The 23745-nt window shown below is 64.6% G+C and carries 23 protein-coding genes; 17 read left to right on the forward strand and 6 right to left on the reverse strand.

What is annotated here, in order from left to right; all coding sequences use genetic code 11:
- The first annotated feature begins 557 nt into the window (after window positions 1-557).
- The gene (locus QTI24_RS30470; RefSeq protein ID WP_286605589.1) at window positions 558-935 is read left to right on the forward strand and encodes a hypothetical protein; all 378 of its coding nucleotides are present in this window, start codon (window positions 558-560) and stop codon (window positions 933-935) included.
- 106 nt (window positions 936-1041) lie between these two features.
- Here the strand turns inward: QTI24_RS30470 and QTI24_RS30475 are convergent, their stop codons facing one another.
- The gene (locus QTI24_RS30475) at window positions 1042-1245 is read right to left on the reverse strand and encodes a hypothetical protein (RefSeq protein WP_286605591.1); all 204 of its coding nucleotides are present in this window, start codon (window positions 1243-1245) and stop codon (window positions 1042-1044) included.
- A gap of 553 nt (window positions 1246-1798) precedes the next feature.
- Here QTI24_RS30475 and QTI24_RS30480 point away from each other — a divergent pair.
- The gene (locus tag QTI24_RS30480; protein ID WP_286605592.1) at window positions 1799-2209 is read left to right on the forward strand and encodes a PAS domain-containing protein; all 411 of its coding nucleotides are present in this window, start codon (window positions 1799-1801) and stop codon (window positions 2207-2209) included.
- A gap of 114 nt (window positions 2210-2323) precedes the next feature.
- Window positions 2324-3136 (forward strand): alpha/beta fold hydrolase, encoded by an 813-nt coding sequence (locus tag QTI24_RS30485; RefSeq protein WP_286605625.1) that lies wholly within the window; start codon window positions 2324-2326, stop codon window positions 3134-3136.
- A gap of 200 nt (window positions 3137-3336) precedes the next feature.
- Here the strand turns inward: QTI24_RS30485 and QTI24_RS30490 are convergent, their stop codons facing one another.
- Window positions 3337-3591 carry a hypothetical protein gene (locus tag QTI24_RS30490; RefSeq protein WP_286605593.1) on the reverse strand — a complete coding sequence of 85 codons (255 nt, stop codon included), beginning with the start codon at window positions 3589-3591 and terminating at the stop codon, window positions 3337-3339.
- Between the two features lie 272 nt (window positions 3592-3863).
- Here QTI24_RS30490 and QTI24_RS30495 point away from each other — a divergent pair, with 272 nt between their 5' ends.
- Together QTI24_RS30495 and QTI24_RS30500 are read left to right on the forward strand one after the other, a co-directional pair.
- Complete coding sequence (locus tag QTI24_RS30495; RefSeq protein WP_286605595.1) at window positions 3864-4046, forward strand: hypothetical protein; 183 nt, start codon at window positions 3864-3866, stop codon at window positions 4044-4046.
- Between the two features lie 259 nt (window positions 4047-4305).
- Window positions 4306-4572 (forward strand): hypothetical protein, encoded by a 267-nt coding sequence (locus tag QTI24_RS30500; RefSeq protein ID WP_286605597.1) that lies wholly within the window; start codon window positions 4306-4308, stop codon window positions 4570-4572.
- Window positions 4573-4742: 170 nt separating this feature from the next.
- Here the strand turns inward: QTI24_RS30500 and QTI24_RS30505 are convergent, their stop codons facing one another.
- Entirely contained in the window at window positions 4743-5114 is a 372-nt protein-coding gene (locus QTI24_RS30505; protein WP_286605599.1) for a response regulator, read from the reverse strand.
- A gap of 97 nt (window positions 5115-5211) precedes the next feature.
- The gene (locus tag QTI24_RS30510) at window positions 5212-5529 is read right to left on the reverse strand and encodes a hypothetical protein (RefSeq protein ID WP_286605601.1); all 318 of its coding nucleotides are present in this window, start codon (window positions 5527-5529) and stop codon (window positions 5212-5214) included.
- Between the two features lie 342 nt (window positions 5530-5871).
- Between QTI24_RS30510 and QTI24_RS30515 the strand changes: the two genes are divergently transcribed.
- The 12 genes from QTI24_RS30515 to QTI24_RS30570 all read left to right on the forward strand — a co-directional run bounded on the left by QTI24_RS30515 (window position 5872) and on the right by QTI24_RS30570 (window position 20615).
- Entirely contained in the window at window positions 5872-7371 is a 1500-nt protein-coding gene (locus QTI24_RS30515; protein WP_503011335.1) for an ATPase domain-containing protein, read from the forward strand.
- On the forward strand, window positions 7280-9094 hold the full coding sequence (locus QTI24_RS30520) for a response regulator (protein WP_286605605.1): 1815 nt from the start codon (window positions 7280-7282) through the stop codon (window positions 9092-9094). Before QTI24_RS30515 ends, QTI24_RS30520 begins: the two co-directional genes overlap by 92 nt.
- A gap of 139 nt (window positions 9095-9233) precedes the next feature.
- Window positions 9234-10088 (forward strand): FadR/GntR family transcriptional regulator, encoded by an 855-nt coding sequence (locus QTI24_RS30525; RefSeq protein ID WP_286605607.1) that lies wholly within the window; start codon window positions 9234-9236, stop codon window positions 10086-10088.
- Window positions 10089-10216: 128 nt separating this feature from the next.
- Window positions 10217-10972: an ABC transporter ATP-binding protein gene (locus tag QTI24_RS30530; protein WP_286605608.1), complete on the forward strand. Its 756-nt coding sequence runs from the start codon at window positions 10217-10219 to the stop codon at window positions 10970-10972.
- A complete protein-coding gene (locus tag QTI24_RS30535; RefSeq protein WP_286605609.1) occupies window positions 10969-11736 on the forward strand; it encodes an ABC transporter ATP-binding protein in 768 nt (255 codons plus the stop codon). Before QTI24_RS30530 ends, QTI24_RS30535 begins: the two co-directional genes overlap by 4 nt.
- Entirely contained in the window at window positions 11733-12662 is a 930-nt protein-coding gene (locus tag QTI24_RS30540; protein ID WP_286605610.1) for a branched-chain amino acid ABC transporter permease, read from the forward strand. The genes QTI24_RS30535 and QTI24_RS30540 overlap by 4 nt, the downstream gene beginning before the upstream one ends.
- Window positions 12663-12671: 9 nt before the next feature.
- Entirely contained in the window at window positions 12672-13586 is a 915-nt protein-coding gene (locus QTI24_RS30545) for a branched-chain amino acid ABC transporter permease (RefSeq protein ID WP_286605612.1), read from the forward strand.
- 50 nt (window positions 13587-13636) lie between these two features.
- Window positions 13637-14902, forward strand: coding sequence for an ABC transporter substrate-binding protein (locus tag QTI24_RS30550; RefSeq protein ID WP_286605614.1), 1266 nt, complete (start codon window positions 13637-13639; stop codon window positions 14900-14902).
- Between the two features lie 23 nt (window positions 14903-14925).
- Window positions 14926-16020 carry an aldo/keto reductase gene (locus QTI24_RS30555; protein WP_286605616.1) on the forward strand — a complete coding sequence of 365 codons (1095 nt, stop codon included), beginning with the start codon at window positions 14926-14928 and terminating at the stop codon, window positions 16018-16020.
- Window positions 16021-16042: 22 nt separating this feature from the next.
- Window positions 16043-16414: a TIGR04076 family protein gene (locus QTI24_RS30560; RefSeq protein WP_286605617.1), complete on the forward strand. Its 372-nt coding sequence runs from the start codon at window positions 16043-16045 to the stop codon at window positions 16412-16414.
- A 15-nt stretch (window positions 16415-16429) separates the two neighbouring features.
- On the forward strand, window positions 16430-19870 hold the full coding sequence (locus tag QTI24_RS30565; RefSeq protein ID WP_286605618.1) for a molybdopterin-dependent oxidoreductase: 3441 nt from the start codon (window positions 16430-16432) through the stop codon (window positions 19868-19870).
- Window positions 19863-20615: an aspartate dehydrogenase domain-containing protein gene (locus tag QTI24_RS30570; RefSeq protein WP_286605619.1), complete on the forward strand. Its 753-nt coding sequence runs from the start codon at window positions 19863-19865 to the stop codon at window positions 20613-20615. Before QTI24_RS30565 ends, QTI24_RS30570 begins: the two co-directional genes overlap by 8 nt.
- Window positions 20616-21095: 480 nt before the next feature.
- On the opposite strand, the gene QTI24_RS30575 is transcribed toward QTI24_RS30570, so the two are convergent.
- A complete protein-coding gene (locus QTI24_RS30575; RefSeq protein WP_286605620.1) occupies window positions 21096-22202 on the reverse strand; it encodes a YihY/virulence factor BrkB family protein in 1107 nt (368 codons plus the stop codon).
- Window positions 22203-22411: 209 nt separating this feature from the next.
- Complete coding sequence (locus QTI24_RS30580; RefSeq protein WP_286605627.1) at window positions 22412-23605, reverse strand: extracellular catalytic domain type 1 short-chain-length polyhydroxyalkanoate depolymerase; 1194 nt, start codon at window positions 23603-23605, stop codon at window positions 22412-22414.
- Window positions 23606-23745: the final 140 nt, after the last annotated feature.

The raw sequence follows: 23745 nt of genomic DNA on the forward strand, positions 1-23745 counted from the left end.
TCGTAGGCGCGACGACCAATTGGAGTGCGAGTGTTTCCACTGTCAGCAAGTAGCTACTGACAGCATCAGGCCGTCGCCGACGCGGTTCTAAGGCCACCCCCCCATTCGGCTTGTCTCGTGGGCTTTCCGGTCCAGCCGCAGGGCGTCGATCCAGGTACGCGGGCGCCTGTGGTCACCCGCAGCGCAGGCGTGGAGGCTGCGCAGGTTCGCGATGGTCAGCGGCGATGCCTCGCGCGCTTCGGAGAGATACCGCAGCAGATTGCGCGGCAGCACGGAAAGCGGTCCATCGGCCGGCCGCAGGTACGCAGGGAACAGCACCGCAGCACGCCTGCGACCCTCCGGTCTGATCGGAACCGTTGGCGAATCGCCTCGACGTCCCGGTGCCGAACTGGAGACCACGGAATGAAACGCGACCGACCAATGCCTTCGCGCTGCCCTCCGCGGGCAGTAGACATACTCCTTCCTCACGCGCCGCGCAAGACGCATCCTAATGATGCTGGCACCACGCCCCAGTGCGATTCTTCCGATGGCTGACTTGCAGTCGACGGAGGTACCAAATGCTCAGATTTTCAATAGCAGTATTTGCGCTCGCTTTGGCGAGCCCGTGCTTCGCTCAATCCGAATTGGAGGGCGTCTGGACGGTCAAGTTCGCTGCGACCAATGGAACACAGCGAGAGGCCCGCGTTGCCATCAAAGGCGAGGAGGGCACCTGGAAGCTTGCTGCGGCCAGGACAAACCGCGAGGATCCATGCATTGGCTTGGCGATCCCCTTCACCGTTTCGAAGTCGGAGGAAGCTTACGCGCTTGCGATGTCGCCCTCCAAGGCGATGGCCGGCTGCGGCGCTGACTACACGTTGCGGGTTCAAAAGGTCGACGAAAAGATCCTGAAGGGCAACTTCCGCGATGGCCGTGAGTACGTCCTGTCCCGCCAGTGAAAAGCTTCGGCCTCGTGAAGCCTTGCCGAAGCGCAGAACCGTTCAGTCCGCTGGCCGGGGACGGCGCGGTCGGCAACCTCAGGCGGTGACGCAGCCCTTGATTGCCTCAGTAGCGGTACGGGTTATCCGGACGGCGGTCGTAGCGGTCCGGCACACCATCGCGGTCGTAGTCACGCCGTTCGCCACGCGGCGGCGGTGGCGGAGCAGGGCGGCTGTAGTACGCGCCCGGCGGCGGCCCGGCGTCATAAGGAACGGCTACGCAGCCCGCGAGGGCGGCACCGGCCAAGAGCAAGGGAATGAGTGCTTTCATACTGGCCAAGTTGCTCTTGTCCAAGCCGCGCGACCAGCGGCGCGTCCGCCCGTCTTCAAGTAGGCGCATGCCGCGTCAAGCCGCGTGTTTGACGAGCACGCTAAGGCTTTTAAAGCGAAGTCCGATATCGGTGTCGTGCATCGACGGCGGCTGCGCCTCCCTCGCCCTCGACCGATGCGCAAGTGCTCAGAGACTCACGGGCGGTCCCGGCGGGCGCAGTCGCTGCTGGCGGGAAGGTCGCGTTCATCGGTCAATCTTCTTCGGCCGCCTCGTCGAGCGCTTGGCCGGTGGCTTTTCGTCTTTCTCTCCGTAGGCTTCAAGCTGGCGCAGCAGGGCGGTACCAATGTGGCGACTCATGATCGGCAAGGTAGACGCAGAAGGTCTGACGATGTAAGACTGAACCCGCTGCACTGCCCGCCAACTTGGTCAAGGTCGCATTGGAGTTGTCGAGGCCTCTTTGAGTCGCTGGCCAGTCAACTGCCCCACGCTGGTCAGGCTGGGCACACCGGGGCTACCATGGACCAATAGCAAACCAGAAGGTAGGAAGGTAGAAATGTCCCACGACTCAATAGAGGCCCTGATCCTCGAGCAGGCGGCGGAAGCCATCATCTATGCCAATAAGGCGGGCGTGATCGAGCGGTGGAACGCCGCGGCAGTTGCCATGTTTGGCTACACCGCATCCGAGGCGCTGGGGCAGCACCTGGACCTGGTGATTCCCGAGCATCTGCGCAACGCGCATTGGCGAGGCTTCGACGCCGCGATGGAGAAGGGCACGACCCGGCTGGGCGGGCGTCCGACGATGACGCGCGGGTTGCACAAGACCGGCCAGAAACTCTACGTAGAGATGAGCTTCGCGCTGGTCACAGACTCCGCCGGTTCGGCACTGGGATCGGTCGCTGTGGCACGGGATGCGACCGAACGGGTCGAGCGCGACAAGGCGGCAGCGGCGGGCCAGCCGCGTTAATCAAGGCAATCCAGTGGCCGGCACGCCCACCATGCGACTCGCGAGAAGCAGGGCCGGCGATTGGTAGCGAAGCCACCACTGAGCTTTCTCAACGATCTCGATGGGTCATTTGTGATGACAAGCGTTGCGTTGAGGTCCGCGGAGGTCAATGGGCTTTCCGTCAGCTACAGGAAAACCGGGCAGGGTGCCGAGTTGGTGTTACTCCATGGATTCCTGTGTGATTCCCGTTGTTGGATGCCCCAACTCTCGGGGATGTCAGATTCTTTCACCGTCGTGGCATGGGACGCGCCGGGGGCGGGGGCGTCTTCGGATCCGCCGGACACGTTCACGACATCCGACTACGCCCGTTGCCTCGCAGGCTTCCTTGACACAATCGGGATCGATCGTGCGCATGTGGTGGGCTTGTCGTGGGGCGGAATACTGGCGCAGGAGTTCTATCGCCTGTATCCCGAACGTCTGCGCTGTCTCGTTCTGGCCGATACATACGCCGGCTGGAAGGGGTCGCTGCCCGAACCGGTGTGGAAGGAACGGCTGGCGGCCTGCCTCGCGGGCGCCGCCGGGCCGCCCGACGCACTAGTGGCCAAAGTCATGCCCAGCATGTTCTCCGATCGCGCCCCAGAAGACCTCCGGGCAGCGCTCTCGTCCATCATTTCCGAGTTCCATCCGGCTGGCTTCCGACTGATGGCCTCGTCGTCTGCGGAAATGGACACGAGGGACGTATTACCCCGTATCGAAGTGCCGACGTTACTGCTCTGGGGCGAAGAAGATCCTCGCAGCCCCATCCACGTTGCAGAGCAACTCCACGCCGCCATACCGGGCGCCGAGCTGGCGATCATTCCGAGCGCCGGCCACGTGAGCAATATGGAGCGGCCGGAGGCGTTCAATCTTCACGTTCGACGCTTCTGCACGGAGCACGACGCGGCCTGAAACCCACCCGAAACGCGCGATTGAACGCTCGCCGCCGGGGAGTGTGGCGTCTGCGCCAAGGAGACATATCTGCGCTGAACCTCGTTCATTCTTTGGACATTAGTGTTACCCACGTTAACCGTAGAAGAAAACCAGCGCCAACGCGCCCGACGAAGAGAACCTGGCACTTATTGCCCGTGAAAGTTGTTTTCGGTTGCTGCTCACTGAGCCGGGGCCATTGGACCCGCGACGGCCTTTAATGAAACGCATGGACAGCAAGCAATCCGCAGCAGGTGCGGAATGCTGATGCCGGCGTCGATCGCATAGCGCTCGAAGTGCAGGATGATCCACGCTGCACGGCGCGGCAGGAAGCGGTCGGACCACGCGTTGGTCACGCGCCCTCGTTCTTCCGGCCAAGTGAAGTGGCCGTACACCGACGGAATCGACTCGCGCAGTTCCTTGACCACCAGGGGCATGACGGAGCGACTTGGCGGGCCCGCGCAGCAGATCTGGCGGATCCGCGCGAAGAGCCACGCGCCCACGCCGATAAGTCGCGTTTGATCACCGACGACAGCATGGCCATTCCGAGGAAGACCGCACCGCAAGGGCTGTATGCGGCGGAGGCAAAGTGACAAAGGTCACAACCGTCCTGTGCGTCACGTACTCGACCAAACAGAGGGGGACGCCTAAATTCATTCTTACTGAAATTGCGCACCCGGCGCGATCCAGTCCTCGGGGAGCACTTGCCATGAAACTCTCTTCGCGTTGCCTGTTCTGGTTGACGAGCGCACTGTCACTGACGGCGATGGCCGTCGCGCTGCTTCAACCAAACCCCGCATTCGCGGCTGACCGCGGATACCTGAGCAAGCCCGATATCCAGGTCTTCCTTTTCGGCAAGAGCATTGTCGGAGAAGCCGCAGAGCCGGGCTAGGTCGCATTGAGAACTCGAAAGTAGCCGAGATGCTGGCATTTCAGTGCTGGATACCACGGCACACAGTGGGTCTTCGCGTGCGGCCCACTCAGCTTCGGCTGCCAAGCACTCACCCTTACCAGGACGATTGCTCGCTGGCGTGCATTGCGCCTTCGGGCGATCGACTACTGCAGGATTCTGCAATTGCCGGTGCGTGCCCTCAGGTCGCTTTTACCGGCCATAGACGCGCATTGCCGCGTGTCGTCACCCAGGAGCAGACATGAACTACCTCCGCATCTTCTATGTTTCAGTGCTCATGGCACTCGGTGCGATTGCCGCCGGGTGCGGCCAACAGAGCAACCAGCCGTCGGCGCGTTTACAGGCTGCAATCGCCAGTGGCGGCCAAAAGGTCGACGCGGGATTCGTTCATTCGAGAGACGCCAGGACAGCGGGCGAGCGCCTGGACGTGTACATCGGTGAAGTGTTCGCTCCCGAGCAAAAGGCCCTGTCCGTGAAAGACACAGAGCCGGATGCTCCGACCTTCTGACTCTTATGCGACTGGCCAGCGGCGATGCCATCTCGGTGAAAAAGTCACGCGGGAAAAGTGACGATCCATGACGGGTCCCCATTCAGGTTGAACACAGCGCCGGAGGCGTCTCCAGCGCTTGCGATCAACCAAGTAGGAACCGCCCATTCATTTTCAAGCCCCGCGCCATGCTATCCGCCATACGAGCGGCACAGGTCGAAAAAGGCTTCCAGTTCAGTCGACTTGTCAAAAACGCCATCCGCCCCGAGGGCTAGACACCTTCGGCGAATTTCGGCTGTGGGATAGTTGGTCAGGACGAGTATGTGTTGATGCGGAGATCGGTTCCTCGCGGCACGAAGAACGCTTAGCCCGGAGCCCTCCTTGAGGAAAAGATCGACGATCGCCAGATCCCATTCTTGCTCGTGCACAACGAGTGCCTCAATGGCCTCCCCGGCCCCTTCCGCGATCGCGATCACGCGCGCGTTGGCCAATTCTGACAACGTCGGGATCAGATTCTCGCGAATCGTTTGGCTGTCCTCGATGAGGATGGTTTTGAGCGGCATCGTCGTGGTACGCCAGAGGCGCTCGGTCTTAAGCAGTCGCCCGCCAAACCTGCGGACGCCAGCGATTAGCGCAGCCGGTCCGCGGCCCGCCTGTAGGTCAACCACTCATATCTGTATGGTGCGGCGCCGACCTGCCATCCCGTCCTTCTTCAGACGCCTTGTCGCCTTTCGCAGCCTGCTCCAGGGATTCATTCACTTCATCCAGCAGTGCTGCTGACTTGGTAAGCCGCTTCTCGAGTTCGCCTGCCTGCTCAACCGCCCGGTCGACCAGCTCCGCGGCACAGTCCAGGGGGGACTCTTCCTTGAGGACCGTATGGACCACCAGGAGGTCGTCAGCTACTTTCTTCACCTCCTCGGCGGCCTCTTTGTTCTTATCCAGAACTTCAACGATCGTTGCTGCTTTGGTATCACCCATCTTCCCTCCGTGGTACGGCTATGCGGCCGCGACGATCCGCGATCGGATTCCGACTGTACGCCAGATGCCGTCGGTCGGATCGGTGGCATCGGCTGCGCGCTGCGAAGCGCCGACCACAGCGCCTGATGGGAGCCTGCAGGGACTTGACAGAGAGACCGACCTGCATCGCAGCGAACTCTGCCATAGGGCGTCCCCCCACCTCAGCCAAGCGGACTCACACCCGCGCAGGAAATACGCCTACATGCGGGCGCGCACGTCAATACTCAAAGCGGTAAGCCTAGTGACATAGATTCGAGCTTCACCCATTCGATACTGAGATGCAACCAGAGTGCCGTCGCCATGATGAGTCAACGCACCCCCCCGCAACCGCCGATTCCGGAGTGCACGGGAGTACCAGGCCTCGACGAGGTGCTGGCAGGCGGATTGCCCGCCGGCCACCTGTATCTTGTTGAAGGAACCCCTGGCGCCGGCAAGACGACTCTGGGCCTGCAGTTCCTTCTCCAGGGGAGGGCGCTCGGCCAGAAGGGCCTGTACGTCACGCTGTCCGAAACTTCCGATGAGTTGGCGCAAGGGGCGTTGTCGCACGGCTGGGACCTGGAGGACATAGAAATCTTTGATCTCGTGAGCGACGAGGGCCTGAGCGCAGACGCTGAGCAGAGCATCCTTAACCCCTCCGACTTCGAACTGGGCGAAACGATCCGCAGCGTCATGGCGTTGGTGGAACGCGTGCAGCCAGAGCGGGTCGTTTTCGACAGCCTCTCAGAGCTGCGCTTGCTGTCCCAGAACCCTCTGCGCTATCGGCGGCAAATCTTGGCGCTCAAGCGCTTCTTCCTTACACAACGCTGCACTGTGCTCATGCTAGACGACAAGTCGGCGAGCGAGGGGGATATGCATCTGCACAGCATTGCGCACGGCGTGATCCACCTCGAGCAGAACACCCATACCTATGGCCCCGACAAGCGTCGGCTACGGGTGGTGAAGTTGCGCGGCGTGAAATTTCGAGAAGGCGAGCACGACTTCAATCTAGACCGGGGCGGACTCAAAGTCTTTTCGCGGTTGGTGGCCAACGAGCACGGTCGCGAACATGCGAGCGCGACCGTGAGCTCCGGCAACGCAGAACTAGACCGGCTTCTGGGCGGCGGCCTGACGCCCGGCAGCAACCTCCTCTTCGCCGGCCCCGCCGGCGTTGGCAAGACCACGACCGCCGTGTGCTGCGCGCGCGCCGACATTCAGCGCGGTGGCAAGGCGGCATTTTTTCTTTTTGACGAAGGCATCAAGACCCTGTTGATGCGGTCGCGGGCACTGGGACTCGACGTTGAACAGGACATCTCCGCCGGGCAGCTGATTCTGCACACCATCGACCCGGCAGAGATTTCCGCGGGCCAGTTTTCTCATCGCGTGCGCGATGCAGTTGAGCGCCAGGGTGTGAGCACGGTGGTAATCGATACGCTGAACGCCTACCTGGTCGCCATGCCCGGCAGCAACTTCCTGATGCTGCAGATGCACGAGTTGCTCACGTACCTCAATCTCCAGGGCGTGACGACCATCCTGGTGCTCTCTCAACATGGCCTTTCTGGCGACGTGCCAAACGATGTTGACCTGAGTTACTTGAGCGATTCAATGCTTCAGTTCCGGTACTTCGAGGCCCGTGGACGACTCCTTAAGGCGATGACGGTGATCAAGAGTCGCGCGAGCGCGCACGCCTCCACGATTCATCAGTTCCGGCTTGGACCGAGCGGCCTTGAGATCGGTGAAGCGCTTACCGATTTTGAGGGCGTCATGGCAGGCCTGCCGCGCTATCGCGGCCGGACATCGCTGCTCGGCGACGCGGAACAGGCGTGACGGCGTGGAAAATCGAATACTCGTCCTGGCGCCATTCGGTCGCGACGCTCGAGTCATCAGCGAAGTTCTTGGCGCACGTCAGGTCATTGCACACATTTGCGAAGACGGCGATGCGCTGATCGGCGAAATCTACAAGGACTCCGCAGCGACGATTCTCACCGAAGAAGCGCTCGGCGATGGCATCGTGGACGCCCTGCGCGAGATGCTCGCAGCCCAGCCGCCGTGGTCCGACTACCCGTTTGTCGTCCTGGCAGCGCGCCAGACCGTCCACCGTACCGATCGCGCTCGGTCAGCGTTGCAGGAGCTCAATAATCTGGTGCTGCTCGAGCGCCCGGTCAATCCCGACACATTGGCGAGCGCGGCCGAGTCCGCATTGCGCGCACGGCAACGTCAATACCTCACGCGCAAGCATCTTGCCGAGTTGGAAGCATCCAAGCTCAGCGTCGAGCAGCTCAACGACAAGCTGGAGACTCGGATCGCCGAGCGAACCGCGGACCTCGCCAGCGCCAACGATCGGTTGATGCGCGAGATCCTGGAGCGCGAACGCGTCGAGAGTGCGCGCGTTCAGAACCAGAAAATGGAAGCGCTGGGGCGTCTGACCGGCGGGATCGCTCACGACTTCAACAACCTCCTGCATGCCGTCAACCTGAACTTGCAGTTGATCGAGCGGTCCACGGTCAACGAAGACCGCATTCGCCACTACGCGCGCCGGGCCAAGGAAGCGGTGGACCGAGGTTCGCGCCTGACCGGTCAGTTGCTGTCTTTTGCGCGCACGCAAAGCTTGGTACCCAAGCTGCACGACGTGAATGATCTCATCCGCAACATGGCGGAGTTGATTTCGATTTCGGTGGGCGCTCACGTCAAGCTCTCGCTGGCGTTGTGTACCGAGCCTGCCTACGTCATCGTCGACGCAGCCCAGATGGAAATGGCCATCCTCAATCTCTCGGTGAATTCGCGCGACGCCATGCCGCAGGGCGGCATGTTGGAGATCCACACCGAGATTGTGTCGGCCGACGCCGACGCCGACGCCAAGGCCAAGGCCAAGGCCGGTGCCGATGACCCCGGCTATTCACTGGGCTCGATCAGTGTCGCCGTGCGCGACACCGGTGAAGGGATCGCAGACAACCTGCTGGGCAAGGTTTTTGATCCGTTCTTCACGACCAAGCAGCACGCCGGCACCGGGCTCGGTCTGAGCCAGGTCTACGGATTCACGCGGCAGTCGGGAGGCAGTGTGGAGGTGCAGAGTGAGGTCGGCGCAGGAACGACGGTCAAGCTGCGCTTTCCGCTGTCGCCGGCGCCGAATGATGCTGCTGAGGTCTCGCTGGGCGGGCAGAACGCCGCGATAGCTTGGCAGGCGGAAATCCTTGTTGTGGAAGACGACCCAGCCGTTCGCCGTAGCATGGTTGAGTGCCTTCAGGTGCTTGGATTCCACGTCCGCCAGGCAGCGGATGGCGCTGCGGGCTTGAGTGAGTTGAAGAAGGCGAAGCCGGATCTGCTGCTGGTCGACTACCTGATGCCACGCATGAATGGCGCGGAGCTGATCGCTCATGCACGCGCGATGTACAGCGATCTCCCGATTCTGATGGCGACGGGGTATGCGGACATGAACGCCGTCGAGCGTCTCATTGGCCCGCACTCGGTGCTCGCGAAGCCATTCGATCTCGACACCATGGGTAAGGCGGTGTTGGCGGAGCTTCGGCGCAACGTCTCGCCGCTGCCGTAGCAGCTCCTGGCATCCGTTTCGACACTATCTGCGCGGGCTAAGATCGGGGAGCGGCCCGCGGGCAGTACCGGAGGCTAGAGCCTTGCGTCGCGTGCACGGCGAGGCCAGGCCGTACCATTGCGGTCTGGAGTGAATCACCTTGGCGCGCATCAAATCAACGACCTTCGTCTTCCAGCCGGTTCAACTGGTGCGCCCCTGCGAGATCGTGGCGTTCCGGATCGCGGAGGCCATTCGCGCCGGCGATGTCAAGGTCGGTGAGCGGCTGCCTTCCGAACAGAACCTGTCGGACCAACTGGGCGTCAGCCGGCCGACGCTGCGCGAGGCCATCAAGCTGATGGTTCAGGCCGGCGTGCTGAATGTCAGGCCTGGGTCGTCGGGCGGTATCTTCGTCATCAGCCAGGCGGTGCCACAGGAACTGTGCGGCCTGCCTCTGCCCGAACTTCCGATGAGCGACATCGCCGGCGTGCTGGAGGCGCGCCGCCTGTTCGAACCGCATGTCGCGCGCATGGCGGCGACCTATGGCACCGAGGCCGACTTTCGGGCCATGCGCGACGCCGTGGCGCTGAGCGAGGAGACCGGCGCCCCCTATCGGCGCCGTCGCATCAGCCAGGAGGGTGTCGAACTCATGACCATCGCCAGCACGCGCTTCAACATCGCCGTCGCGCGCGCCACGCAGAACAGCGTGATCGTGCAGATGATGGAGATCCTGCTGCGGCGCATGGAGCCGGTGCGGATGCTGGCCCTGAGCGAGCTGCCCGACATCACGCTGTCGACCCGCACCTTGGCCAATTCGCTGGCCGCCATCGAGAGCGGCGAGCCGGACCTGATCGACAAGGCGACGCTCGAACGCATCGGCTTGCTCGAGGTGGCCTGGGAACGTGCCACCGGCCGCCGGCTGCGGCGCCGGCCTCTGTTGCGACTGGTGGCCGACGAAGGCACCGCACCTCCCCCAACGCCGAGCAGCCCGCCAAGGAAGCGCAGTCGCAGCCCGTGATGGTGCACGGCGCCTGAAAAAAGGCGGGCATGCATGTTGCAAGTTGATCGGTATCAAAATATACTGAATTCAGTTGGAATTTGGATATTTGGTTTTGGGTCCTCGAGGCCGAACAGGAGTCCGATACCGTGCTGGAGCTTGAAAATGTGGTTCGAACCTTCGGTGCGCTGCGCGCCGTCGACGGTGTCAGCCTGCGCGTCCGCAAGGCGAGCATCACCGGGCTCATCGGCCCCAACGGTGCGGGCAAGACCACGCTGTTCAATACCATCGCGGGCAGTCACGGACCTGATGCGGGCGTGATCCGCTTGAACGATGCGCGCATCGACGGATTGCGACCCGACCAGGTGTTCCATCGTGGCCTGGGCCGCACCTTCCAGATTCCGCGGCCGCTCGGCACGCTGACAGTGCTCGAGAACATGCTGCTCGTGCCGGTCAACCAGAGCGGAGAGAAGTTCTGGAACACCTGGCTGCGTCGCGGCTGCATCCGCGTGCAAGACGCCGCCAACCTCGAGAAGGCGCGCGAGGTGATCGACTTCGTCGGCCTGTCGCACCTGGCCAATGAACCGGCGCGCGTGCTTTCGGGCGGCCAGCAGAAGCTGCTCGAGCTGGCGCGCATCCTGATGGTCGACCCCTCGATCATCCTGCTCGACGAACCCGCCGCCGGGGTCAATCCAGTGCTGCTCGAAAGCCTGGTCGAACGCATCCAGGCATTGCACCAGCGCGGCGTCACCTTTCTGCTGATCGAGCACAACATGGACATGGTGATGCAGCTGTGCAATCCGGTGATCGTGATGGCGCAGGGCAGGGTGGTCATGGAGGGCACGCCCGAGGCGGTGCGCACCGATCCGCGCGTGATCGACGCCTACCTGGGAGACCAGCCATGAGCGTGGCCGGTGCCCATCTTCTGGAAACCGAATCGGTCGTGGCGGGCTACGTGCCCGACCTGCCGATCGTGCACGGCGTGAGCCTGGGCGTGGCGACGGGAGAGATCCTCGTCATCCTCGGCCCCAACGGCGCGGGCAAGTCGACGCTGGTCAAATCCTTGGCGGGCGTGGTCCCGATGTTCGGCGGCCAGGTCCGCCTGGCAGGCGAAGAGATCACCGGCACGCCGGCGCACCGCCTGTCCGCGCGCGGCGTCGGCTTCGTGCCACAGACCGGCAACGTCTTCACCTCGCTCACTGTCGACGAGAACCTGCGCATCGGCGGCTACCTGCTCAAAAGCGGTCTGCGCGAGCAACTCGACGCTGCCTACGCGCGCTTTCCCGACCTGGCCCAGCGTCGTCGGCACGCGGGCCATGCCCTGTCGGGCGGACAGCGGCAGATGCTCGCGATCGCCCGCGCGCTCATGACGGCACCGCGGCTGCTGCTGCTCGACGAGCCCAGTGCCGGCCTGTCGCCGCTGATGGTCAGCGAGGTGTTCGCACAGGTGCGCAAGATCGCCGACAGCGGGATCGCGGTCCTGATGGTGGAGCAGAACGTCAAGGCCGGCTTGCGCATCGCCGATCGCGGCCTGATCCTGGTGAACGGCCGAGCGGCCCATACCGGGGCGGCGGCGCAGTTGAGCAACGACCCGCTGATCGCCCAGCTCTACCTCGGCAAGCATGCGGCGCCGCTGGCGGCTCATGCAGCGGCGGGAGTGGCGTCATGATCGCGCAGGCCATCGTCGACGGCTTCCTGAGCGGCGCGGTGGTGGCGCTGGGCGCCATCGGTGTCACCTTCAGCCTCGCCATCCTGCGCTTCGCGAACTTCTCGCATGGCGATCTGCTCTCGGTGGGCGGGTATGCAGCGCTGTTCGTGCTGCTGATCACGGGCAGCACGTTGCCCGGCGCCACCGGCGCCCTGAGCACGCCCATCGGTCCGTTCTCCTTCGGATGGGGCTTGCCGTTGGCGGTCGTGTTCGGCATCGCCGTGGCGGTGTCCATCTCGCTGCTGCTCGACCGGCTGGTCTACCGGCGACTGCGCAAACGCAGTGCCGATCCGTTGACGCTGGTGTTCGCCTCGTTCGGCCTCGCGCTTGTTCTGCGCAACATCCTGCTGCTGCTCTTCGGACCCGACCCCCACAACTACAGCAGCGAAATCCAGATGGCACTGCGCCTGCCGGGTCGCGTGCTGGTGATGCCCGACCAGGTGCTGGTGTTCGGTGTCACGCTCGCCGTGCTGGCGGTGCTGTGGCTCTTCCTGCAGCACACGCGCTACGGTATCGCCATGCGCTCGGTGGCCGAGAACCCGACGCTGTCGAGCATTGCCGGCATCGACATTGCCAGCACCGTGCGGCTCACGTGGATCGTCTCGGCCGCGCTGGCCGCGCTGGCCGGCATCTTCTATGGCGTGACGGTGCAGGTGCGCCCCGAGATGGGGCTCAACCTGCTGCTGCCACTCTTCACCGCCGCCATCATCGGCGGCGTTGGCAGCGTCACCGGAGCGGTGCTGGGCGCGCTGCTCATCAGCCTCTGCGAAAACCTGTTCACGCTCGTGATACCCAGCACCTACAAGCCGATGATCGCCTTCGTGCTGCTGCTGCTGGTGCTCTACTTCCGGCCGCAGGGCCTCATTGCGCCCAAAGGGCAGAGGTAGCGTACCGCCATGCTGTCGTACCTGATCTTCTTCGTCACCGTGGCCTCGATTCTCTCGATCGCCACGCTGGGGCTCAACCTCCAGTGGGGTGTCTCCGGCCAGTTCAACGCGGGCGTGGTGGGATTCGTCGCAGTGGGGGGCTACGGGATGGCCATCCTGACCATGCCAGTGAGCGAGCAACTGCTGGTCCGTCTTCACCTGCCCTTCGGCGTCGGCCTGGCCGCGAGCCTGGTGGTGTGCGCCCTGGTGGCGCTCCTGGTGGGGTTGGCGACCTTGCGCCTGCGCAGCGACTATCTGGCCATCGCGACCTTCGGCATCGCCACTTCCATTCAGCTGCTGGCCAACAACCTCGAGCCGCTCACCGGCGGCTCACGGGGACTGGTCGGCATCCCGCGTCCGTTCGAGAGCCTCGGGCCTCGCGGCTTCGCGCTCGGCTACCTGGCGATGGTGCTGGTGCTGCTTGCAGCGGTGTACGCGGGCTTGCAGGCGCTCCTGAATTCGCCCTGGGGCCGGGTGCAGCGCGCGCTGCGCGAGGACGAGACCGTGTGCGCCGCGCTGGGCAAGAACGTGGTGCGCTTCCGCCTCACGGCCTTCGTGCTCGGCGCCATGCTGATGGGGCTGTCGGGAGCGTTGTACGCGGGATTCGTCGGTACCACCAGCCCCTCGGAATTCATGCCGATCATGACCTTCCAGATCTGGGCCATGCTCATCGTCGGCGGCAGTGGCAACAACCGCGGGGCCATCGCGGGCACTTTCGTCATCTGGGGTCTATGGACCTTCTCGGGCATTGCCATCGTCTCCTTGCTGCCGCCGAATCTGCAGGCACAAGGCGGCGCGGTGCAGGCAATCTTGATCGGGTTGATCCTGGTCGCGACGCTGCTGCTGCGGCCACGCGGCCTGCTCGGTGCAAGGCACGCCACGTGACGGCGCGCAAGCAGGTTTCTTTTTCTCTCACAGCAACCCAGGAGTTCGACATGAACGCTCTCAAACGATGGTTCGCGACCGGCGTCGCCCTGTGCGCGATGCTCGGCGCTGCAAACGCCTCGGCGCAAGACTGCCCCAAGCTGGGCGGTGTCCTGGCCCTCACTGGCGCTCAAGGCGCGATCGGCAAGGTGATCGCGGACGCCGGGAAGCTGGCCGTCGACCAGGTCAACAAGGCCGGCGGCGTCAAGGGCTGCCAAGTCGACTTTGCCTTGCGTGACGACACGAGCCAGCCCTCGGTCGGCGTCGATGCGGCGCGTTACCTGGTCGACGTGCAGAAGGTCTCGGCCGTCGTCGGCCTGGTCGGCAGCGGCACGGCGCTGGCGGTCGTCAACTCGGTGTCGGTGCCCAACAAAGTGCCGACCGTCGCCTGCTGCGCCGTCACGCCGTCGCTCACCAAGATGGCGCAGGAAGGCAAAACCGACGGCTACTTCTTCCGCACCATCCCGACCGCGCGCACCATGGCGCTGGCGCATGCGCAAGCGGTGATGGACAAGGGCTACAAGAAGACGGTCATCATGTACATCAACAACGACTTCGGCACCGGCGTGGCGCCGGACGCCAAGAAGGCCATCGAGAAGCTCGGCGGCAACGTGGTCGGCATGGTGGCTTACAACGAGAACCAGCCGTCCTACCGCTCCGAAGTGAACAAGGCGCTGGCGCTGGAGCCCGATTCGCTGGTGCTGGTCGGCCTGTCGCAGGACGGCACCATCATCCTGCGCGAATGGTTCTCGCTGGGTGGCACGCCCAACGTGATCCTGCACAACACGCTGCGATCGATGGACGTCGTCAAGGGGATCGGCGAACGCTTTCTGACCAAGGCCGTGGGTGTGGACAACGGTCAGGCCTCGGGCCCGACGGCCGATGCCTTCAACAAGGATTTCACGGCCGCCTACAACCGCCCCGCGGTCGGCCCCGGCCTGCACACCATGTACGACGCGGTGGCAGTGACCCTGCTGGCGATGCAGGCCGCGCCGAAGCTCGACGGCCCTTCGATTCGCGACGCCCTGCGGGCCGTGCAGGACCCGGCGGGCCTCGAGGTCGGCCCTGGCGTCGAAGGCCTGAAGAAGGGTCTGGATGCGCTCAAGGCCGGCAAGAAGATCCGCTACGTCGGCGCGACCGGGGGCTTCCGCTTCGACAAGAACGGCGACGTGACCGGCCCGATGCTGATCTGGAAGATCAGCAACGGCGAGATCGTGACCGAGAAGACCCTCACGCTCGAAGAGATGAACGCGCTCGAACAAAAGGTCGGGCTCTGAGCCCGGCACAGCAAAGGCCTTCCATGACCATCGAAACCATCACCCTGGCCCCGGGCTACACGATCTCGCGCGTCGCCAAAGGCAATTGGCAACTTGCCGCCAAGCACGGCGCACCCTACGCGCAGGACGACGCCGTCGAGGACATGCGCCGCTATGTGGAAGCGGGCATCAATGCGTTCGACTGTGCCGACCACTACGTCGGCGTCGAGGACACCATCGGCCTGTTTCGTCGGCGCTATCAGGAACTCGGAAAGGCGTTGCGCGTGTCGACCAAGTACACCCCCGACATCGAGCTGATCCCGCATCTCACGCGCAAGGACGTCGAGACGGCGGTCGACACCTCGCTGCAGCGCCTGGGCGTCGAGCAGCTCGATCTGGTGCAGTTCCACTGGTGGGACTACGAGGTGCCGGGGTGCCTGCAAGCGATGCAGTGGCTGCAGGAGTTCCAGAAGGCCGGCAAGATCGCGCATCTGGGCACGACCAACTTCAACGTCGCGCGGCTGCGCGAGATCGTCGACGGCGGCGTCACGCTGCTCACCAACCAGCTGCAGTATTCGCTGCTCGACCGCCGGCCTGAGAACGGGATGGTCGAGCTATGCCGCGAGCACGGCATCCAGCTGCTGTGCTATGGCACGGTGGCCGGGGGCTTCCTTTCCGACAAGTGGCTCGGCCAGCCGAGCCCGCCACCGCCGTTCGCGAACCGTTCGCTCATCAAGTACCGGCTCATCATCGAGGAGTTCGGCGGCTGGGAGGCCTACCAGGCCTTGCTGCGCACGCTCGACACGATCGCGAAGAAGCACGGCAGCAACATCGCCGCGGTGGCGGCGCGCTACGTGTTGGACAGGCCGCAGGTGGCGGCGGCGCTGGTGGGCGCGAAGGACTCGCGCCATCTCGACGACACGCTGGCGATCTTCAGCCTTCGCTTCGATGCCGAAGACCTGGCAAGCCTGAACGCGCTCTCGGACGCTGCACCCGGACCCGCCGGCGACTGCTACGACATCGAGCGCGACAAGGACGGCACCCACGCCAAGATCATGCAGATGAACCAGAACACGCACGGTGCGCCCGCCCACATCGACATGTCGCCTCCGATCGCCGCCATCGGCGCGCGTTCTTGATCCGCAACCCGAAGGAATCGCCATGAGCTCACTGAAGCATGACCCGACGCAGCAGGATGAATTCGAACTCTTCGATCTGCGTGTGGAGGTGGTGGAATCGGACAAGCCTTTCATCATGCATGTGAAGAAGGGCGACTATTTCGATGTCATCGGCGGGCGCGTGGTGCTGCCGCCGGACAACCCGAGCTTCTCGCTCTACGGTCTGCTGGCGGTGTTGCCCTTCATACCCGCCAAGCAGCGACCCACGCACCCCAACGACTGGATGACCTCCGACTGTCTGATCGCCAGCACGGACCCGGCCTGCGGTGCCCGCTTCAAGATCACGCGACTCGGAAAGCGCTCGCTGCACCACGGCGATTTCAGCGTGGTGCCGCTGGGCGAAACGAATGCCTGACACCTTGGGCTTCGTGTGACTGAGGCCACGCTCCAACGCAAGGTCGGCTTCTGTGCGCTGTGTCGGTCGCGTTGCGGCGCGCAGTACCTGGTGCAGGATGGACAGCTGGTGGGCGTGGAGCCGTGGGCAGAGCATCCAACCGGCGGCGCGCTGTGCGCCAAGGGTCGCGCGGCTCCGGAGTTGGTGTACCACCCGCAGCGCCTGCGCAAGCCCCTCAAGCGCACGCGGCCACGAGGCGATGACGAGCCGGGCTGGGTCGAGGTCTCATGGGACGATGCGCTGGCCGACATCGCCGCGCGGCTCGACGCCATCAAGCGCGAGAGCGGCGCCCACGCTGTTGCCTTCTCGAGCGCATCGCCCGGTGCCACTGCGCTGTCCGACAGCCTCGACTGGATCGAGCGCCTGATCTTCGCCTTCGGTAGTCCGAATTTCCTCACAGGCGTTGAGATCTGCAACTGGCACCGCGACTACACGCACGCCTTCACCTTCGGCGCCGGCATCGGCATGCCCGATTACGCGCGCTCGGACCTGATCCTGCTCTGGGGCTTCAACCCGGGCAACGTCTGGCTGGCGCAGGCGAATGCGGTTGCTGCGGCGCGCGCGCGCGGCGCACAACTGCTGGTGATCGACCCGGCGCGCACGCGTCACGCGCGCGACGCCGACCTCTGGCTGCGCCTGCAGCCGGGCACCGACGCCGCGCTGGCGCTCGGGCTTGCGCGCGGCCTGATCGAAGGCGGCCTTTACGACGATGATTTCGTGCGGAAGTGGAGCAATGCGCCACTTCTCGTGCGCGAGGACAACGGCGCCATCCTGACCGAGCGCGACCTTGACCCCTCGGCGCCGACCGACCTGCCGCTCGGATGGAGCTTCGCCAACCGATGCACGGTCCCGATCGACACCGCTGCAGCACTGCCGGCCGATCTGGCGCAGCAGCTTGCCTTGCGCGGCCGCTTCGAGGTGCCGTCGCCCATCGGTCCGCTCGGCTGCAGCCCCGCCTTCGAGCACTATGCGGCCGCCTGCAGCGGCTACACGCCCGAGCACGTCGAGCAGGTGACCGGCATTCCTGCCACGCAGGTCGATGCAGCCATCGCGGCCATCGGCAAGGCGCGTCGGATCAGTTATTTCTGCTGGACCGGCATCAGCCAGCACATCAACGCCACGCAGACGGACCGCGCCATCGCGCTGCTGTACGCACTCACCGGCAGCATCGATGCGCCGGGTGGCAACCTGCTGCTGGAGCGACAGCCCGTCAACCGTGCCAACGACCGCTCGTTGCTGCCGGACGCACAGGCGCGCCTTGCGCTGGGACTCGCTGAGCGTCCGCTCGGGCCGCCGGCCTACGGCTGGACATTGGGACGCGACTTCCACGATGCCGTGCTGACCGGTCAGCCGTACCGGGTGCGGGCGCTGGTCGGCTTCGGCGCCAACCTGCTGATGTCGCAAGCCGATACGCCTCGTTCCCGCGCCGCCTTGCAGGCGCTGGAGTTCCAGGTCCATTGCGACATGTTCGAGACGCCGACCGGTCGCCATGCGGACTACCTGCTGCCGGTCAACACGCCGTGGGAACGCGAAGGGATGCGCGTCGGGTTCGAGATCGATGGTGCGGCCGAGGAGTTGATCCAGTTGCGCCAGCCGATCGTTGCGCAGGACAGCGGCAACGAGGCGCGCTCGGACCTCGAGATCGTGTTCGCCCTGGCCACGCGCCTGGGTCTCGGTGCGCAGTTCTTCGACGGCGACATCGAGCGCGCCTGGGACCACATGCTCTCGCCGATCGGCCTCACGACCGCGCAGCTGCGGAGCCGGCCCGCAGGCATCCGGGTGCCGGTGGCGCAGCCGCCGCGCAAATACGCCGAGGCGCTGGCCGACGGGTCGGTGCGCGGCTTCGCGACGCCGAGTCGTCGCATCGAGTTCTATTCGCCGCAACTGCGGGCCAATGGGTACCCCGCGGTGCCGCACGTGCGGGAGCCGCTTCGTACCGTGGCGCTTGACGCCCGAGAGTTGCAGGACTTTCCGCTCACGCTGAGTTGTGCCAAGAGCGGCTACTACTGCCAGAGCCAGCATCGCGGCCTTGCGTCGCTTCGCCGGCGAGAGCCCGAGCCACATGCGCGCCTGCATCCGGCGCTGGCGGCTGTACGCGGCTTGGCCGAGGGCGACTGGTTCTTGGTGCGCACGCGCAACGGCCAGGCGCGCTTTCGCGTCCGATTCGATGAAGCGCTGGAGCCCCGCGTGGTCATGGCCAGCTTCGGCTGGTGGCAGGCCTGCGACGACCTGGGCCTTGCAGGCGGCGATCCGCTGGCTCATGGTCACAGCCATTTCAACGCGCTCGTCAGCACGGAGCACATGGATGCGCTATCGGGCTCCATTGCGCTGCGCGCATTCCCGTGTCAAATCGAGGCGGACCGCTCCGTTCGGGGCCGCGCCTGGACGGGCTGGAAGGTCTTCGAAGCGCGGGCGATCGGGCGCACGGGGGGCGATGTGCTTGAGCTCGAGCTCACACCGCGGGACGACAGCCCGTTGCCTGGGTACCTCCCAGGGCAGCATGTGCCATTGGTCTTCGAGGCCGGCCCTCTGCGGCTCGAGCGCAGCTATTCCCTCATCGGTGCAGCAAACGTGGACGGGGTGCGCAGCTATCGCATCGGGGTCAAACGCAATTCGCTGGATGACGGGTTGTCGGTGCGCCTGCACGACGCGTTCGCCGACGGTGCCGCCGCGTCGGTGACCGTGGCGCTCCAGACACCGCGCGGGCGCTTCCTGCTCCCTCTGGCGCATTCGGTGCCGGTGGTGCTGGTGGCGGCAGGCATTGGCATCACGCCGTTTCTTTCGATGCTGGAGACGCTGGCTGCAAGCGGGGTGCCGCCGCAGTCACCGATCGTGCTCCTCTACGGCAGCCGCGACGGCGCAAACCACGCCTTTGCGTCCCGCTTGGCCGCGTTGGCAGAACTACTGCCGAACCTGCGCATCGTCAATGTCTACAGCCGGCCGCGCGAGGTGGATCTGGCAGGGCGCGATTTCGAACAAGTGGGCCGCATTGGCGCGTACCTGGTGCCGCCGTCATTGATCGAGCAGCAAGCCCGCTTCTACATGTGCGGTCCCGAAGCGATGATGCGCAGCATGAAAGCCGACCTGCTGGCTCGCGGTGTGCAGCGCTTCGCGATCTTCCAAGAAAGCTTTCAGCCGTCCATCCTGCTCGATGCGCTGGCCGGACCCTTCGACGTTTCCTTCATGCGCACCGGTCTGACCGTGCAGTGGACGGCGGTCGACGGCAGTCTGCTCGACCTGGCAGCGCGGCACGGCCTGTCGTTGCCCAGTGGCTGCCGTGTCGGCCAATGCGAGAGCTGCATGCTGCGCGTGGTCTCTGGACTCATTCAGCATCCCGTCGACGTCGAGCTCGCGGAGGAGGGCACCTGCCTGAGCTGCGTCGCCACCCCCCTCAGTGACGTGGTCATCGATGCCTGAATACAAACCGCACCCCGAACGGCGTCTCGGTCTGATCGGGTTCGGCCGCATAGCATCGCCCGTCATCGACTGTTGGAACGACGGCGGCCTGCCGGGCTGGACTGTCGCCGGTGTGCTCGCGCGCCGATCGCGGCAGCGCGGCTCCGTATGGAGCACTGACGACGCGGATGCTTTCTTCAGCAAGCCCTTCGACCTGATCATCGAAGCGGCCGGCCCGTCTGCGCTGGCTGCTCACGGCGAACGGGCGCTGCGGTTGGCCGATGTATGGACCGTCAGTGCCGCGGCGCTCGCCGATGTCACGCTGTTCGATGCGTTGCACGTTGCCGGGGCCCGGACCGGCCATCGCCTGCGGGTGATGCCGGGCGCCATCGCGGGCCTCGACGGCGTCGCCATGGCCTCGGTGGACCCGGCGGCCGAGCTTCGGCTCGACATCGACCTGCTGCCGGGGCCGGGTCCACGTGCACTGGTGTTCTCGGGTAGCGTGCGCGAGGCTGCCAAGCGCTTCCCCGACAGCGTCAACGTGGCCGCGGCCGCCGCGCTGGCCGGCCCTGGCCTTGATAAGGCGCAAATCAATGTCTACCACCCGGGTCCGGTGCCGCGACACCGTCTGACACTGAGCATCACAAGTTGCTTCGGCATCGTGCATGCGTCGGTCGAGCCGCTGCGCGGCCCTGGCGTTCACCCCGTTGCGGCCTGCCTGATCGCCGCCTTGCGCGCCGAGTCGCGGTCGATCTGGAGCGGCTGAGTCAGCTGTTCGCGTTTGGATGGTGGGAGATGGCTCGGGAGCGGTTACTTGATACGCGGTGCCGCCAGCTTCTGAGCGCGCCTCGATCCCCCGTCGTCCACGCAGCCGAGTCCAAGGTTTGGATTCGTGGGTAGCTGCGTGGGCCGTCGGCATTCGTAGGCCGAGGCGCCCCATGGGAAAGTCGACGGGTTCGTAGGCCACAAACAGACTGATTGCTGTCCCTCAATGCCGTTCGGTCCATGCGCATCGAGGGAGACCAGCGCCGTCGAGTGCTTCATGCAGACGAATCGACGCCGTTCCGGAGAGAGGGCCGCTCGACCGCGCCAAGAACCTTGTTCGTGGACGAGTGCCCGCACTACTCATATGACTCATGCAGCGCATGTAGGTGTTCGATGCATTTCTCGCGTTAGCACCATACCGCACTCCTATCGGGCCCGATGCACGCGCGACCCGCGCGAGGTCGATCGGCCCGGCGCGAGCTCAGGACTTCAACCCGCTGGCGGTCGCCCGACGTTGTTTTTGCATGGCCTTCATGCGCTTGTCCGCGAAGACACCGAGGGCGGTCATGACACCCAATGCGGCGAGCTTGGGGAGAAGAGCGGAGAAGGCTCTCGACACGCGGAGGTCAACTTCTTGCTGCATCTCGGCGGAACGTGCCAAGCCCGCGTAATCGGGCAGCGGTGCCGATGGAAGTCGCTTCGCTTCTGCTTCAACCCGTGACTCCGGTGCAGTCGTTCCGGGGGCTGCCGATCCATGCTCCATCGCATAGACCTTGGTGAACTCTGCGCCCAGGAGAAATATCTGCGCTGCATAGTAGACCCAGGCGAGCAGCAACACCAACGACCCGGCGCCCGCAAATGAGTTCGCCATGCCGCTCTTGCCCAAGTACAGGCCGATCAGAGCCTTGCCGATTTCGAACAGCACAGCGGTGACGATCGCGCCCATCCAGACGTCGCGCCATTCGACTTTTGTCGTTGGCATGAACTTGAAGATCATCGCAAAGAGGACCGTGGTCACACCAATCGACACCACCATGTTCAGGGCCTGCAGGTGGATCTCCTGCCCCGGCACCAGTCCTCCGATGAAGTTGCCGAACGCCGCGAGGCCGGTGCTGACCAACAGCGACACCATCAGGAGGAAGGCGAGGCCGAGGATCAGTCCGAACGAGAAGACGCGCGCCCTCAGGATGCCCCAGATGCCACTGGGCTTCTGCGATTCAGGCACATGCCAGATGCGGTCCAGGGCACTTTGAAGTTCACCGAATACGCTCGTCGCACCGATCACCAATACCGCAATGCTTATCGCGGCGGCGAGAATTCCATCGCCACTGATGGCGGCGCTCTTGACCATCCCCTGCACCGCCCTGGCGGATTCCTCGCCGACCATGCCGGACAGCTGGCTCGCGATCTGCCCCTGGACGGCTTCGGCACCGAAGGCCAGACCAGCCACCGCAATCACAAGTACCAGCAATGGCGCGAGCGAGAACATCGTGTAGTAGGAGATGGCTGCGCCCATGCTCGGTGCGAAGTCGTCGGACCACGCCACCACCGCCTTCTTGCAGATACCGGCCCATTGGGATAGCTTCATTCAGAACTTTCGAGATGCCTGGTCAGCGGGCGAATGCCGCGCTGCGCATGGTGGTATTCGTCGACGGGATCCGGGCGGGTTGCAAAGGTGATCGCAGGCACCATGCGGTTGATCGCTCGCTCAAAGGGAAGATGCTTCCGCTCAAACCCATCCGGTGTGGGACTGCGCGCCGACCGAACCCCGGCGGTTGCAGTGGTCGGCTGATTTATTCAGGCCCGCAGAGGATGCGCCAAAAAGAATCGCAGCATCTCGGCGCTCGCATCAGCACCGGCGGGGTTGGTGTAGCTTCCTCGCGAGCTACCGCCCGACCAGGCGTGCCCCGCGTTGTGCAACTGCCAATATTCGGCTGTGCTTCGCCCGGCCTCGTCGGCGTAGACCGTGCGGGTGTAGCGTTGCCCCTTGCCGGAATGCCCCTCCGCGGTACGCGCGGACGGCATCCTTCCAGTTGCCTGCCCGGTCGTCAGGCGGGCCGATTCGATGATCGCGGCGCCATTGCTGACGTGCACCGTGGCATCCGCATCGCCGTGGAAAACGATGGTGGGGGGCACTGCACTGCTGGCCACTCCGGTGGGAGTCGAGGCGCCGCCGCTGCGCATTGCGGAAAGTGCGGTCATGACATCTGTAGCTGAACCGCTGGGCAAGCCCGAGTGGACGCCGACTGCAGCGAAGACGTCCGGGTAGCACCGCCCGACGATGTCCGCCATGGCCCCTCCGGCAGACAGTCCCGCCACGAAGACGCGCGCCGCGTCAACGTGATGCTCAGCCGTGATCGATTGCGCCAGGGCCGCCAGCACTGCGGGCTCGCCGCGTCCGCGCTGCTGATGTTGTGGCTTGAACCAGTTCCAGCATTTCTGTGCGTTGGCATGCTGGGTTTGCTCGGGATAGAGCACGACGACCCCAAGGTCGCGAGCTAGGGCATTCATCTGTGTGCCCGCCGCGAAGTCGGCAGCGCCCTGTGTGCAGCCGTGCAGCATCAGCACCATGGGGCGTGGCGCGACTGTGCCGGTTGCGCCGGGCGGCAGATAGAGCTTGTACGCCAGCGTGCGCCCTTGGTGCGTGAAGCTGCCGTCGATCCACCGTTCTTCATGAGGGCTATCAACTTCGACCGAATGCGGGTCGACCTTTTCTTCCACCACGCCGCCGGACTGGCTGTCGGGCTGGGTCTGCTCCACGATCTCGGGAGGCGGGTCGATCACTCGAGTCAGACCGTCGAGTACCAAGGCTTCGCCCGACGGCATCGAGGCGCGCGCAGCGGGCGGAGGTGTCGCAGGGTCGCTGACGCCGAACACTTCGGAAGCGCCTCCCCGCAGGGCGCGCTGGATCGCTTGCGTCGCCTCCTGGAGTTGCCCATTTCGGGTCAGTTCAGTCGCCTTGATCATCAGTTGTTGGAGCAAATCGTTCATGAGGTTCTTTCGTGGGTTTAGTGAATTCGTCCGTATGCGGTCAATAAACCGCGTCCTGTTCATCGACGCAGATCAAGTGCAGGGGTTGAGCTACGAGGTTGGCAGCGCGATGTTCCAGGGCAGTAGCGCCTCGTAGTCGT

This window comes from Variovorax sp. J22P240 (genome assembly GCF_030316855.1).
Taxonomy (GTDB): domain Bacteria; phylum Pseudomonadota; class Gammaproteobacteria; order Burkholderiales; family Burkholderiaceae_C; genus Variovorax.

Excerpts from the sequence above, each read along its gene's own strand:
- QTI24_RS30510 (WP_286605601.1), bottom strand. The coding sequence starts at position 5,529 with ATGGGTGATACCAAAGCAGCAACGATCGTTGAAGTTCTGGATAAGAAC.
- QTI24_RS30535 (WP_286605609.1), top strand. The coding sequence starts at position 10,969 with ATGAGCGTGGCCGGTGCCCATCTTCTGGAAACCGAATCGGTCGTGGCG.
- QTI24_RS30560 (WP_286605617.1), top strand. The coding sequence starts at position 16,043 with ATGAGCTCACTGAAGCATGACCCGACGCAGCAGGATGAATTCGAACTC.
- QTI24_RS30540 (WP_286605610.1), top strand. The coding sequence starts at position 11,733 with ATGATCGCGCAGGCCATCGTCGACGGCTTCCTGAGCGGCGCGGTGGTG.
- QTI24_RS30470 (WP_286605589.1), top strand. The coding sequence starts at position 558 with ATGCTCAGATTTTCAATAGCAGTATTTGCGCTCGCTTTGGCGAGCCCG.
- QTI24_RS30500 (WP_286605597.1), top strand. The coding sequence starts at position 4,306 with ATGAACTACCTCCGCATCTTCTATGTTTCAGTGCTCATGGCACTCGGT.
- QTI24_RS30505 (WP_286605599.1), bottom strand. The coding sequence starts at position 5,114 with ATGCCGCTCAAAACCATCCTCATCGAGGACAGCCAAACGATTCGCGAG.
- QTI24_RS30515 (WP_503011335.1), top strand. The coding sequence starts at position 5,872 with ATGAGTCAACGCACCCCCCCGCAACCGCCGATTCCGGAGTGCACGGGA.
- QTI24_RS30555 (WP_286605616.1), top strand. The coding sequence starts at position 14,926 with ATGACCATCGAAACCATCACCCTGGCCCCGGGCTACACGATCTCGCGC.
- QTI24_RS30490 (WP_286605593.1), bottom strand. The coding sequence starts at position 3,591 with ATGCCCCTGGTGGTCAAGGAACTGCGCGAGTCGATTCCGTCGGTGTAC.
- QTI24_RS30480 (WP_286605592.1), top strand. The coding sequence starts at position 1,799 with ATGTCCCACGACTCAATAGAGGCCCTGATCCTCGAGCAGGCGGCGGAA.
- QTI24_RS30550 (WP_286605614.1), top strand. The coding sequence starts at position 13,637 with ATGAACGCTCTCAAACGATGGTTCGCGACCGGCGTCGCCCTGTGCGCG.
- QTI24_RS30575 (WP_286605620.1), bottom strand. The coding sequence starts at position 22,202 with ATGAAGCTATCCCAATGGGCCGGTATCTGCAAGAAGGCGGTGGTGGCG.
- QTI24_RS30485 (WP_286605625.1), top strand. The coding sequence starts at position 2,324 with ATGACAAGCGTTGCGTTGAGGTCCGCGGAGGTCAATGGGCTTTCCGTC.
- QTI24_RS30570 (WP_286605619.1), top strand. The coding sequence starts at position 19,863 with ATGCCTGAATACAAACCGCACCCCGAACGGCGTCTCGGTCTGATCGGG.
- QTI24_RS30580 (WP_286605627.1), bottom strand. The coding sequence starts at position 23,605 with ATGAACGATTTGCTCCAACAACTGATGATCAAGGCGACTGAACTGACC.
- QTI24_RS30475 (WP_286605591.1), bottom strand. The coding sequence starts at position 1,245 with ATGAAAGCACTCATTCCCTTGCTCTTGGCCGGTGCCGCCCTCGCGGGC.
- QTI24_RS30495 (WP_286605595.1), top strand. The coding sequence starts at position 3,864 with ATGAAACTCTCTTCGCGTTGCCTGTTCTGGTTGACGAGCGCACTGTCA.
- QTI24_RS30545 (WP_286605612.1), top strand. The coding sequence starts at position 12,672 with ATGCTGTCGTACCTGATCTTCTTCGTCACCGTGGCCTCGATTCTCTCG.